7 protein-coding genes are annotated in these 12,065 nt (G+C 61.7%); 2 read left to right on the top strand and 5 right to left on the bottom strand.

The window, feature by feature from the left end:
• Positions 1–25: 25 nt before the first annotated feature.
• The gene (locus ACP7BX_RS19895) at positions 26–469 is read left to right on the top strand and encodes a hypothetical protein (protein ID WP_426129357.1); all 444 of its coding nucleotides are present in this window, start codon (positions 26–28) and stop codon (positions 467–469) included.
• Between the two features lie 152 nt (positions 470–621).
• Here the strand turns inward: ACP7BX_RS19895 and ACP7BX_RS19890 are convergent, their stop codons facing one another.
• Positions 622–1,515, bottom strand: a complete 894-nt coding sequence (locus ACP7BX_RS19890) for a LysR substrate-binding domain-containing protein (protein ID WP_426129359.1) — start codon at positions 1,513–1,515, stop codon at positions 622–624.
• Positions 1,516–1,639: 124 nt separating this feature from the next.
• Between ACP7BX_RS19890 and ACP7BX_RS19885 the strand changes: the two genes are divergently transcribed.
• Positions 1,640–2,914 (top strand): MFS transporter, encoded by a 1,275-nt coding sequence (locus tag ACP7BX_RS19885; protein ID WP_426129361.1) that lies wholly within the window; start codon positions 1,640–1,642, stop codon positions 2,912–2,914.
• Between the two features lie 156 nt (positions 2,915–3,070).
• On the opposite strand, the gene hemE is transcribed toward ACP7BX_RS19885, so the two are convergent.
• From hemE to ACP7BX_RS19865, 4 genes are all read right to left on the bottom strand, one after another.
• Positions 3,071–4,138 (bottom strand): uroporphyrinogen decarboxylase, encoded by a 1,068-nt coding sequence (gene hemE / locus ACP7BX_RS19880; RefSeq protein WP_252993379.1) that lies wholly within the window; start codon positions 4,136–4,138, stop codon positions 3,071–3,073.
• A 109-nt stretch (positions 4,139–4,247) separates the two neighbouring features.
• A complete protein-coding gene (locus ACP7BX_RS19875) occupies positions 4,248–5,666 on the bottom strand; it encodes an FAD-dependent oxidoreductase (protein ID WP_177011634.1) in 1,419 nt (472 codons plus the stop codon).
• A 32-nt stretch (positions 5,667–5,698) separates the two neighbouring features.
• The gene (gene gltB / locus ACP7BX_RS19870; protein WP_038846427.1) at positions 5,699–10,144 is read right to left on the bottom strand and encodes a glutamate synthase large subunit; all 4,446 of its coding nucleotides are present in this window, start codon (positions 10,142–10,144) and stop codon (positions 5,699–5,701) included.
• A 353-nt stretch (positions 10,145–10,497) separates the two neighbouring features.
• Positions 10,498–12,063, bottom strand: a complete 1,566-nt coding sequence (locus ACP7BX_RS19865; protein ID WP_426129364.1) for an SPOR domain-containing protein — start codon at positions 12,061–12,063, stop codon at positions 10,498–10,500.
• Positions 12,064–12,065: the final 2 nt, after the last annotated feature.

The raw sequence follows: 12,065 nt of genomic DNA, 5'->3' as shown, positions 1-12,065 counted from the left end.
TTTTAAATCGATTGGAGAATACGGAATGTCTTCCTTGCTGCGCGTCACCTTGATCACGCTGGCCCTGTTGGTCACCGCCGGTTGTACCAACAAGCCGATCCTCAATACCCAGCACGACCTGCCGGCCGACGCCCAGGTCAGCGAAGAAAAAATGAAAACGGTGATCGTCAACGCCCTGCAAAAACGCGAGTGGACGGTACAACGCCTGAGCCCGCAACTGGTGCAAGCCGAAATCAACGTGCGTAACCAGTACTACGCAGCCATCGACATCCGCTACACCCGCAACAGCTACGCCATCACCTACCGCGACAGCCGCGACCTGGGCTACAAGGACGGCAAGATCCATCGCAACTACAACCGCTGGGTGAACAACCTGGATAGCGACATCATGGCGGGGTTGCGCAGCAATGGCGTGAATGAGGCGGGGTCGGCGGCGCAGTTGTTTGAGCAGACGGGTACGTCGAAGTAAAACCAGAGTCAACGCCCCCCGTGGTGAGCGGGCTTGTTGTGGTGAGCGGGCTTGCCCCGCGCTGGAGTGCGAAGCGCTCCCAAGATCTTTGGGGCCGCTACGCAGCCCAGCGCGAGCAAGCTCGCTCACCACAACAGCCTGCCTGCCGGAGGCTATTGGGCAGCCTTGCGCGTCAACAACTCCACAAACGCCTCTGCCATCGGCGTCTGCGCGCCCTTGCGTTGCACCAGCCACACCGCCGTCATCGCCTCCTGATCCAGCAGCGTGCGATACACCACACCATCGATCCGAATGCGCTGGTAGGACGCCGGCAGTACCGATACGCCCAAACCCGCCGCCACCAGGCCGATGATGGTCATCGCCTCCCCGGCCTCCTGGGCAAAGTGCGGGCTGAAGCCGGCATCACGCGCCAGGCTGAGCAACTGGGCATAGAGACCACTGCCGTAGGTGCGCGGGAAAAACACGAACGGTTCCTGCGCCAGTTGCGCCAGGTGCAAGCCACGTTCACTGCCCTCCACCAAAGGATGACCGGCGTTCAACACGGCCACCAGCGGCTCACGCATCAACTCGACCACGCTCAGAGAATCCGGCAACGGCAGCGGCCGCATCAGCCCTACCTGAATCGACTCATCCACCAGCGACTCGGCCACTTCAGTACTGCTCATCTCCTGCAGGTTCAGATGCACCGCCGGGAACGCCTGGCGAAACGCAAAGATCGCCTGGGGGATGCTGGAGTTGAACGGCGCCGACGAGGTGAAGCCAATCTTCAATTCGCCCAGCTCACCCAACTGCGCCCGGCGCGCGACGTCCGCCGCCTTGTCGACCTGTGCCAGCACCAGCCGCGCCTCGTGCAGGAACAATCGCCCCGCTTCACTCAGCTCGACCCGACGATTGGTACGCTCAAACAACCGCGCCCCCACCTCCTGTTCCAGCGCCTGGATCTGCTGGCTCAGCGGCGGTTGCGAGATGCCCAGCACCTGCGCGGCCCGGCCGAAATGCAGTTCTTCGGCGACGGCGATGAAGTACCGCAAGTGACGCAATTCCATGGGAGCCTCATTAGGTCGTCAAAGCTATCAAACAGGTCGAACAATATATTGGAAAGAATCATTAGGGAGCTATATTCTTTTTTGCATTGCCTGTCCTGGCACGCTCTTCCTCCCCGAGGTCCCCGTGAAAGCTGCTGTCGCTCCACTCGCTCAAGACGTCCCGCCCACCGCCCTGGATGAGGTGGTGGCCCAGCTCAATGACGAGTTCATCGAAAAAGGCACGCCGATGTTCATGCGCACGGTGCTGGCGCTGTTCTCCGGTGGTTTCGCCACCTTTGCGCTGCTGTATTGCGTGCAGCCGATGATGCCGGCGCTGTCCCACGAATTTTCCATCAATGCGGCACAAAGCAGCCTGATCCTGTCGGTGGCCACGGCGATGCTGGCATTCGGTTTGCTGATTACCGGACCGATTTCCGACCGCCTGGGTCGCAAGCCGGTGATGGTCTCCGCGCTGTTCTGCGCCGCATTAGCCACCATCGCCAGCGGTCTGATGCCGACCTGGGAAGGCATCCTGTTCATGCGTGCACTGGTGGGCTTGTCGCTGAGCGGCCTGGCCGCCGTGGCCATGACCTACCTGAGCGAGGAGATCCATCCGCAGCACATCGGCCTGGCCATGGGTTTGTACATCGGCGGCAACGCGATTGGCGGCATGAGCGGGCGCCTGATCATCGGCGTGTTGATCGACTTCGTCAGCTGGCACACCGCCATGCTGATCATCGGCGCCCTGGCGCTGATCGCCGCCACGGTGTTCTGGAAAATCCTCCCGGAATCGCGCAACTTCCGCGCCACCAGCCTCAAGCCGCGCAGCCTGGTGGATGGCTTCGTCATGCACTTCAAGGACGCAGGCCTGCCGTGGCTGTTCCTCGAAGCGTTCCTGCTGATGGGCGCGTTCGTGACGATGTTCAACTACATCGGCTATCGCCTGCTGGCCGATCCCTACGACCTCAGCCAGGCGTTGGTCGGCTTGTTGTCGCTGGTGTACCTCTCGGGTATCTACAGCTCGGCGAAAATCGGCTCCCTGGCCGACCGCCTCGGCCGCCGTCGCGTACTGTGGGGCACCATCGTGCTGATGCTCGCCGGTATGGCCCTGACCCTGTTCACGCCACTGTGGCTGGTGGTACCGGGCATGCTGATCTTCACCTTCGGCTTCTTCGGCGCCCACTCGGTGGCCAGCAGTTGGATCGGCCGCCGCGCGGTGAAAGCCAAGGGGCAGGCGTCGTCGCTGTACCTGTTCTGCTACTACGTGGGGTCGAGTATTGCGGGGACGGCAGGCGGGTTCTTCTGGCACTTTGCCGGATGGAATGGGATTGGGGCGTTTATCGTGGCGCTGCTGATCGGAGCGTTGCTGGTGGCGTTGAAGCTGGCGAAGTTGCCGCCGCTGGGAGACGTGAAGGTCTAAGGCTATTTTGCTTTTATGTGGGAGCTGGCTTGCCTGCGATAGCGATAGTGAATTCACTACTGCTATCGCAGCGGTGCGACGATTCGACAAGCAAGCTCCCACATTTTGATTTGTGTTCAGCCATGAAAAGGCCCGGCATTTGCCGGGCTTTTTCATTTACTCGTGGTACTGCGCGGACAGTTCGTGCACCGCTTGCAGGAAGGCACCTGCATGCTCCGGGTTCACTTCCGGGGTGATGCCATGGCCGAGGTTGAACACGTGCCCAGTGCCTTTGCCGTAGCTGGCGAGGATGCGGCCAACCTCGGTGCGGATAGCTTCTGGCTTGGCGTACAGCACGGTCGGGTCCATGTTGCCTTGCAGCGCAACGCGGTTGCCCACGCGCTGGCGAGCTTCGCCAATGTCACAGGTCCAGTCCAGGCCCAACGCATCGGCACCGGCGTCGGCAATGCTTTCCAGCCACAGACCGCCACCCTTGGTGAACATGATCACGGGAACCTTGCGGCCTTCGTGTTCGCGGATCAGGCCGCTGACGATTTTGCGCATGTAGGCCAGGGAAAACTCCTGGTACGCCGCCGCCGACAGGTTGCCGCCCCAGGTGTCGAAGATCTGCACGGCTTGCGCACCGGCCATGATCTGGCCGTTGAGGTAGGAGGTAACCGACTGCGCCAGCTTGTCCAGCAGCAGGTGCATGGCTTGCGGGTTGTCGTAGAGCATGGCCTTGGTCTTGCGGAAGTCTTTCGACGAGCCGCCTTCGACCATGTAGGTGGCCAGGGTCCACGGGCTGCCGGAGAAGCCGATCAGCGGCACGCGGCCATTGAGCTCGCGGCGGATGGTGCTGACGGCGTCCATCACGTAGCCGAGGTCTTTGTGCGGATCAGGGATCGGCAGGGCTTCGATGTCGGCCAGGGTGCTGACGACTTTCTTGAAACGCGGGCCTTCGCCGGTTTCAAAGTACAGGCCTTGGCCCATGGCGTCAGGGATGGTGAGGATGTCGGAGAAGAGGATGGCCGCGTCCAGTTGTGGGTAGCGGTCCAGCGGCTGCATCGTGACTTCGCAGGCGAACTCCGGGTTCATGCACAGGCTCATGAAGTCGCCGGCGTTGGCGCGACTGGCGCGGTATTCCGGCAGGTAGCGGCCGGCTTGGCGCATCATCCACACAGGGGTGACGTCCACGGGTTGCTTGAGCAGGGCACGAAGGAAACGGTCGTTCTTGAGGGCAGTCATGTCGGCATCCGCAAAAAAAGTGCGGGCATTTTCTCAGAGCCAGACGCAAAAGGCACGGTATGAGCCGTGCCTTTTGTCTATCGGGTCAATTTGTCGCGGGTATCAGGGCTCAGACGCCCAGGTAATCCAGGATCCCTTCGGCAGCATTGCGCCCTTCGAAGATCGCCGTCACCACCAGGTCAGAACCACGCACCATGTCGCCACCGGCGAAGATCTTCGGGTTGCTGGTCTGGTGCTTGTACTGGCCTTGTTCCGGGGCAACGACGCGGCCCTGGCTGTCGGTCTGGATTTCAAACTGTTCGAACCACGGCGCCGGGCTCGGGCGGAAACCGAAAGCGATGACCACAGCATCCGCCGGGATGATTTCTTCGGAACCCGGGATCGGCTCAGGGCTGCGACGGCCACGGGCGTCCGGCTCGCCGAGACGGGTCTCGACCACCTTCACGCCTTCGACGCGGTCTTCACCAACAATTGCGATCGGCTGGCGGTTGTAGAGGAATTTCACACCTTCTTCCTTGGCGTTCTTCACCTCTTTGCGCGAGCCCGGCATGTTGGCTTCGTCACGACGATAGGCACAGGTCACCGACTTGGCGCCCTGGCGGATCGACGTACGGTTGCAGTCCATCGCGGTGTCGCCACCGCCGAGTACCACGACCTTCTTGCCTTTCATGTCGACGAAATCTTCCGGCGACTTTTCAAAGCCCAGGTTGCGATTCACGTTGGCGATCAGGAAGTCCAGCGCGTCGTACACGCCCGGCAGGTCCTCACCGGCAAAACCGCCCTTCATGTAGGTGTAGGTGCCCATGCCCATGAACACGGCATCGTATTCTTCGAGCAGTTGCTCCATGGTCACGTCTTTGCCGATTTCGGTGTTCAGGCGGAACTCGATACCCATGCCGGTGAACACTTCACGACGGTTGCTCAGTACGGTTTTTTCCAGCTTGAACTCGGGGATACCGAAGGTCAGCAGGCCGCCAATTTCCGGGTTCTTGTCGAACACTACCGGGGTCACGCCGCCACGCACCAGCACGTCGGCACAGCCCAGGCCGGCAGGGCCGGCGCCGATGATGGCGACGCGCTTGCCGGTCGGCTTGACCTTGGACATGTCCGGGCGCCAGCCCATGGCGAACGCGGTGTCGGTGATGTACTTCTCCACCGAGCCGATGGTCACCGCACCGAAGCCGTCGTTAAGGGTGCACGCACCCTCGCACAGACGGTCCTGCGGGCACACCCGGCCGCACACTTCCGGCAGGGTGTTGGTCTGGTGCGACAGCTCGGCGGCGGCGAGGATGTTGCCCTCGGCCACCAACTTGAGCCAGTTGGGAATGAAGTTGTGCACCGGGCACTTCCATTCGCAATACGGGTTACCGCAACCCAGGCAGCGGTGGGCCTGGTCGGCCGAGTGCTGGGGTTTGAAGGGTTCGTAGATTTCCACGAACTCTTTCTTGCGTTGACGCAACAGTTTCTTCTTCGGATCTTTGCGCCCGACATCGATGAACTGGAAGTCGTTATTCAGACGTTCAGCCATGTTAAAACCTCATCAAACTCTTCAGGCGCATATCACTGCGGGTTGGCACGGATGCTGGAAAGCAACGATTTCAGGTTGGCAGCCTTGGGCTTGACCAGCCAGAAACGACGCAGGTAATCATCGAGGTTTTCGGCGAGGTTGCGGCCCCATTCGCTGCCGGTCTCCTCGACGTACTCGTCCAGCACGTGCTGCAAGTGGTTCCGGTAGGACTCCATGGCTTCGCCGCTGATCCGCTGGATCTCGACCAACTCGTGGTTGACCTTGTCGACGAAGGTATTGTCCTGGTCGAGCACGTAGGCGAAACCGCCGGTCATGCCCGAACCGAAGTTGTAACCGGTCTTGCCCAGTACCGCGACAAAGCCCCCGGTCATGTACTCGCAGCAGTGATCGCCAGTGCCTTCCACCACGGTATGGGCACCGGAGTTACGCACGGCGAAACGCTCACCGGCGGTGCCGGCGGCGAACAGCTTGCCACCGGTGGCGCCGTACAAGCAGGTGTTGCCGATGATGGCACTGTCCTGGGTCTTGTAGACGCTGCCTTTAGGCGGAACGATCACCAGCTTGCCGCCGGTCATGCCCTTGCCCACGTAGTCGTTGGCGTCACCTTCCAGGTACATGTGCAGGCCGCCGGCGTTCCACACGCCAAAGCTCTGGCCCGCAGTGCCTTTGAAGCGGAAGGTGATCGGCGCCTTGGCCATGCCCTGGTTGCCGTGCTTGCGCGCGATTTCGCCGGAGATGCGTGCGCCGATGGAACGGTCGCAGTTGCAGATATCCAGGGCGAATTCGCCACCGCTGGCATCGTTGATCGACGAACCGGCGATTTCCACCATCTTCTCGGCCAGCAGGCCTTTGTCGAAGGGCGGGTTGCGCTCGACGCCGCAGAACTGCGGTTTGTCGGCCGGAATGTGATCGCTGCCCAACAGCGGCGTCAGGTCCAGGTGATGTTGCTTGGCGGTCTGGCCTTCGAGGATTTCCAACAGGTCGGTGCGACCGATCAGCTCTTCGAGGGAACGCACGCCCAGCTTGGCCAGCCACTCACGGGTTTCTTCGGCGACGTAGGTGAAGAAGTTCACCACCATGTCGACGGTGCCGATGTAGTGATCCTTGCGCAGCTTCTCGTTCTGAGTGGCGACGCCGGTGGCGCAGTTGTTCAGGTGGCAGATGCGCAGGTATTTGCAGCCCAGGGCGATCATTGGCGCAGTGCCGAAGCCGAAGCTTTCGGCGCCGAGGATCGCGGCCTTGATCACGTCGAGGCCGGTTTTCAGGCCGCCGTCAGTCTGCACCCGCACTTTGCCGCGCAGGTCGTTGCCGCGCAGGGTCTGGTGGGTTTCGGCCAGGCCGAGTTCCCACGGTGCGCCCGCATACTTGATGGAGGTCAGCGGCGATGCGCCGGTGCCGCCGTCGTAACCGGAGATGGTGATCAGGTCGGCATAGGCCTTGGCCACGCCAGCGGCAATGGTGCCCACGCCGGCTTCTGCCACCAGCTTCACCGAGACCAGCGCCTGCGGGTTGACTTGTTTCAAGTCGAAAATCAGCTGCGACAAGTCTTCAATCGAGTAGATGTCGTGGTGCGGCGGAGGCGAGATCAGCGTCACGCCCGGCACTGCGTAACGCAGCTTGGCGATCAAACCATTGACCTTGCCGCCTGGCAGTTGACCGCCTTCGCCAGGCTTGGCGCCCTGGGCCACCTTGATCTGCAGCACTTCGGCGTTGACCAGGTATTCCGGGGTCACACCGAAACGGCCAGTGGCAACCTGCTTGATTTTCGAGCTCTTGATGGTGCCGTAGCGCGCCGGGTCTTCACCGCCTTCGCCGGAGTTGGAACGCGCACCCAGGCGGTTCATGGCTTCGGCCAGGGCTTCGTGAGCCTCAGGCGACAAGGCGCCCAGCGAGATACCGGCAGAGTCGAAGCGCTTGAGGATCGACTCCAGCGGCTCGACTTCGCTGATATCCATCGGCGTGTCCAGGGTCTTCACCTTGAACAAATCGCGGATCATCGACACCGGGCGGTTGTCCACCAGCGAGGTGTATTCCTTGAACTTGGCGTAGTCGCCCTGCTGCACGGCGGCTTGCAGGGTATTGACCACGTCCGGGTTGTAGGCGTGGTATTCGCCACCGTGCACGAACTTGAGCAGACCGCCTTGCTGGATCGGCTTGCGCGCGCTCCAGGCTTCGGCTGCCAGAGCTTTTTGCTCGGCTTCGATGTCGACGAAACGCGCACCCTTAATGCGGCTTGGCACGCCACGGAAGCTCAGGTCGCAGACTTCTTCAGACAGGCCAATGGCTTCGAACAGTTGCGCGCCGCGATAGGACGTGACGGTGGAGATGCCCATTTTCGACAGGATCTTCAGCAAGCCCTTGGTGATGCCCTTGCGGTAGTTCTTGAACACCTCGTAGAGGTCGCCCAGCACTTCACCTGTACGGATCAGGTCACCCAGCACTTCGTACGCGAGGAATGGGTACACCGCCGAGGCGCCGAAGCCGATCAGCACCGCGAAGTGATGCGGGTCGCGGGCGGTGGCGGTTTCCACAAGGATGTTGGAGTCGCAGCGCAGGCCTTTTTCGGTCAGGCGGTGGTGCACTGCGCCGGTCGCCAAGGAAGCGTGGATCGGCAGCTTGCCTGGGGCGATATGGCGGTCGGTCAACACAATCTGGGTACGACCGGCGCGCACGGCTTCTTCGGCCTGGTCAGCGACGTTGCGCACAGCGGCTTCAAGGCCGAGGCTTTCGTCGTAGTTCAGGTCGATGATCTGGCGGTCGAAGCCTGGGCGATCCAGGGTCATCAACGAGCGCCACTTGGCCGGGGACACGACCGGCGAGCTGAGGATCACGCGGGAGGCGTGCTCAGGCGATTCCTGGAAGATGTTGCGCTCGGCACCGAGGCACACTTCCAGGGACATCACGATGGCTTCGCGCAGCGGGTCGATCGGCGGGTTGGTCACCTGGGCGAACTGCTGGCGGAAGTAGTCATACGGCGTGCGCACGCGCTGGGACAGCACGGCCATCGGCGTGTCATCGCCCATGGAACCGACCGCCTCGTAGCCTTGCTCGCCGAGCGGACGCAGCACCTGGTCGCGCTCTTCGAACGTGACCTGATACATCTTCATGTATTGCTTGAGCTGGTCGACATCGTAGAAAGCCGAACCGTGGTCGTTGTCTTCCATGGTCGCCTGGATGCGCAGGGCGTTCTTGCGCAGCCATTGCTTGTACGGGTGACGCGACTTCAAGCGGTTGTCGATGGCGTCGGTGTCGAGGATCTGACCGGTTTCGGTGTCCACGGCCAAAATCTGGCCAGGGCCCACGCGGCCTTTTGCGATAACGTCTTCAGGCTTGTAGTCCCACACGCCGATTTCCGACGCGAGGGTGATGAAGCCGTTGGTGGTGGTGACCCAACGCGCCGGGCGCAGACCGTTACGGTCAAGCAGGCACACCGCGTAGCGGCCGTCGGTCATGACCACGCCGGCCGGGCCGTCCCACGGCTCCATGTGCATCGAGTTGTACTCGTAGAACGCACGCAGGTCCGGGTCCATGGTTTCGACGTTCTGCCACGCTGGCGGAATGATCATGCGCACGCCACGGAACAGGTCGATGCCGCCGGTGACCATCAGTTCGAGCATGTTGTCCATGCTGGAGGAGTCGGAGCCCACGCGGTTGACCAGCGGGCCGAGCTCTTCCAGGTCCATCAAGTCGTTGGCGAACTTGGTGCGACGGGCCACGGCCCAGTTGCGGTTGCCGGTGATGGTGTTGATTTCGCCGTTGTGGGCGAGGAAGCGGAATGGCTGGGCGAGCGGCCATTTCGGCAGGGTGTTGGTGGAGAAGCGCTGGTGGAACACGCAGATTGCGGTTTGCAGGCGCTCATCGCTCAGGTCTGGATAGAAGGCGGTGAGGTCCGCCGGCATCATCAGGCCTTTATAAATGATGGTCTTGTGCGAAAAGCTGCAGATGTAGTGGTCGGTGTCGGCGGCATTGGAAACCGACGAACGACGACGCGAGGTGAACAGCTTGATCGCCATGTCCTGGTCGCTCAGGCCTTCGCCTGCGATGAACACTTGTTCGATCTGCGGCAGGCGCTCGTTGGCCAGGCGGCCGAGTACGCTGGTGTCGATCGGCACTTTGCGCCAGCCGACGAGTTGCAGGCCGGCGGCCAGGATCTCGCGGTTCATGTTCTCGCGAGCGGCTTCGGCCTTGACCGGGTCCTGGTTGAAAAACACCATGCCCACGGCGTACTGCTTGGGCAGGTCGACCGCAAATTGCTCTTTTGCGACAGCGCGCAGGAACTGGTCGGGCTTTTGAATCAGCAAGCCACAACCGTCACCGGTCTTGCCGTCGGCGTTGATCCCACCGCGGTGGGTCATGCAGGTCAGGGCCTCGATGGCCGTTTGCAAAAGGGTATGACTGGGCTCGCCCTGCATATGGGCTATCAGGCCGAAACCGCAGTTATCCTTGAATTCATCGGGTTGGTACAGACCTGCTTTCATAGACACTTTCTCACCAGGCTGCCTCTTATATCGAGGCAAATTTCTTTTCAATTCAACCGGTTACCTTCCACGCCGAACGTACGCCGGCTTAGCGGGGGCAAAAGGGAGGTCATTGTACACACCGACACAGACGCTCACAAATTTAGCGACGAAATGTCGCAAATCTATGTCGCATTTATGAAAGGTTTAAAGCGATATGCTGTGCTAGTCAAAACTTTTTTAATTCTGACCGCTACGACTCAAAAGCTACTGTGACGCAGACACCACAAAGCGCGCGGTCTCTAGAGACTGCACGCACTTGCGGTTATTTTTTGAGGTGCCGGGAGGGCGGCCTGGGTAAGGCCGCCGGATCTTCAGCGAGTTGTTGCGAGTTCTTGTTGAACGCTGGCAACAGTGCGAGGCCAAGGTTTACCAGCCTGAACCTTCGCTGGCAAGGTTTTGATCGCAGAATCGGCGGCTGCACGGTTGGAGAAGTTGCCGTAGGTGATCACGTAGAGAGGCTTGCCGTTGAGCACTTTCTTGAAATAACGGTACTCGCCGCCCTGCTCTTTCACGAACGCTTGGGCGTTGGCTTCGGAGCTGGTGCCGAGAATCTGCACCACGAAGTTGCCGGTTGGCTGGCTGGCGTACCAGCTGCTACCAGCGGCGCCGGCTTTGGCAACGGTGGCGGCCGGTTTTTCAGCAGGCTTGGCAGCCGCAGCCGGTGCTGGCTTGGCGGCTGGCGCAGGCGCGACCGGCTTGGTCACAGGCGCTGGCTTGGCGGTGGCGACAGTCGGTGCCGGAGTCGGCTTGGCAACCGCAGCCGGCTGGCCCGCTGGCACGCCCGCAGGCGGCGCAGTGGTGGTCACGGTAGGTGGTGTGGCGCTGGAGCCTTCCAGCGGCACGCCGTCGTCGCCTTCGGAGATGCCACCGGCTTCTTCGGCGAGCGGACCGCGCATCACAGGCTGGCCGACCATCGGCAGGTTGGTCGGCTGGCCGGAGTTGGCGAACTCGACGTTTGGCGTGGGCTTGCCCAGTGGCAACTGCGCCTGTTCGGTTGGCGCGCCGGCCGTGGTCGGTGCCTTGCTGCGGCCTGGAATCAACCAGGCGGCGGCGACAGCGACCACGACAACGGCGGAAATAGCCAATACGTGTTTCTTAGGCATAGTGAACCCCATCTTTGGACGCTTGACCGCAGTGCGGCTGGCAATCATGGCTTCGATCATGGCATCGCGGGCAACCTGGTTGATGGTGCCAGGCCAGCCGTCGGAGCTTTCGTGAATATCAGAGATCTGCTGAGCGGAGAAAAGTTCGATACCGGCCCCTGCGCCTTCCAGGCGCTGAGCCAGGTATTCGCGGGTTTCTTCCTCTTCGTACGGCTGCAGCTCGATGACGTGGAACAGCTCCTGGTCACCGCTGATCTGCTCCAGCTCGGCGATCAGCGACGACTCACCAAACAGGAACACGTGCGGGCGACCTTCCGGCGTACCGGCTGCCAGCGCCAGCAGCGCTTCCAGGGCGGATTCGTCGAGCTGCTCGGCGTCATCCACCAGCAGGTAGACTTCCTGGCCGGTCAGGCCCAGCTGCACCACTTGCTTGAGGATCGCATTCGGCTCGGCAGTCGCCACGTCCAGCGCCTGGGCGACTTGGCGCAGAACCCCCGCCGCATCACCGGCACCACGGGCCGACACCACCACACTCTGCACCGACTGCTTGTTGGTGCTGGCCACCAGGGCCTGGCGCAGCAAGGTCTTGCCGCTGCCCAGCGGGCCGGTCACTACCAGCAGCAGTTGGCTGTAACGCGCGAGGTGGTGCAGCTGGCCGAGCACTGGCTTGCGCTGGGCCGGGAAAAATTTGAAGCCAGGCACCCGTGGAGCAAAAGGGTCGTGGCTTAACTGGTAATGGCCGAGGAACGCCTCGTCGGCATGCAAACTAGTCATCG

The sequence above is a fragment of the Pseudomonas sp. DWP3-1-3b3 genome (genome assembly GCF_049896305.1).
GTDB classification, from domain to species: Bacteria; Pseudomonadota; Gammaproteobacteria; order Pseudomonadales; family Pseudomonadaceae; genus Aquipseudomonas; species Aquipseudomonas azotoformans_A.
This window is presented reverse-complemented; position numbering and strand designations above follow the sequence as displayed.

Excerpts from the sequence above, each read along its gene's own strand:
- ACP7BX_RS19895 (WP_426129357.1), top strand. The coding sequence starts at position 26 with ATGTCTTCCTTGCTGCGCGTCACCTTGATCACGCTGGCCCTGTTGGTC.
- ACP7BX_RS19890 (WP_426129359.1), bottom strand. The coding sequence starts at position 1,515 with ATGGAATTGCGTCACTTGCGGTACTTCATCGCCGTCGCCGAAGAACTG.
- hemE (WP_252993379.1), bottom strand. The coding sequence starts at position 4,138 with ATGACTGCCCTCAAGAACGACCGTTTCCTTCGTGCCCTGCTCAAGCAA.
- ACP7BX_RS19875 (WP_177011634.1), bottom strand. The coding sequence starts at position 5,666 with ATGGCTGAACGTCTGAATAACGACTTCCAGTTCATCGATGTCGGGCGC.
- gltB (WP_038846427.1), bottom strand. The coding sequence starts at position 10,144 with ATGAAAGCAGGTCTGTACCAACCCGATGAATTCAAGGATAACTGCGGT.
- ACP7BX_RS19865 (WP_426129364.1), bottom strand. The coding sequence starts at position 12,063 with ATGACTAGTTTGCATGCCGACGAGGCGTTCCTCGGCCATTACCAGTTA.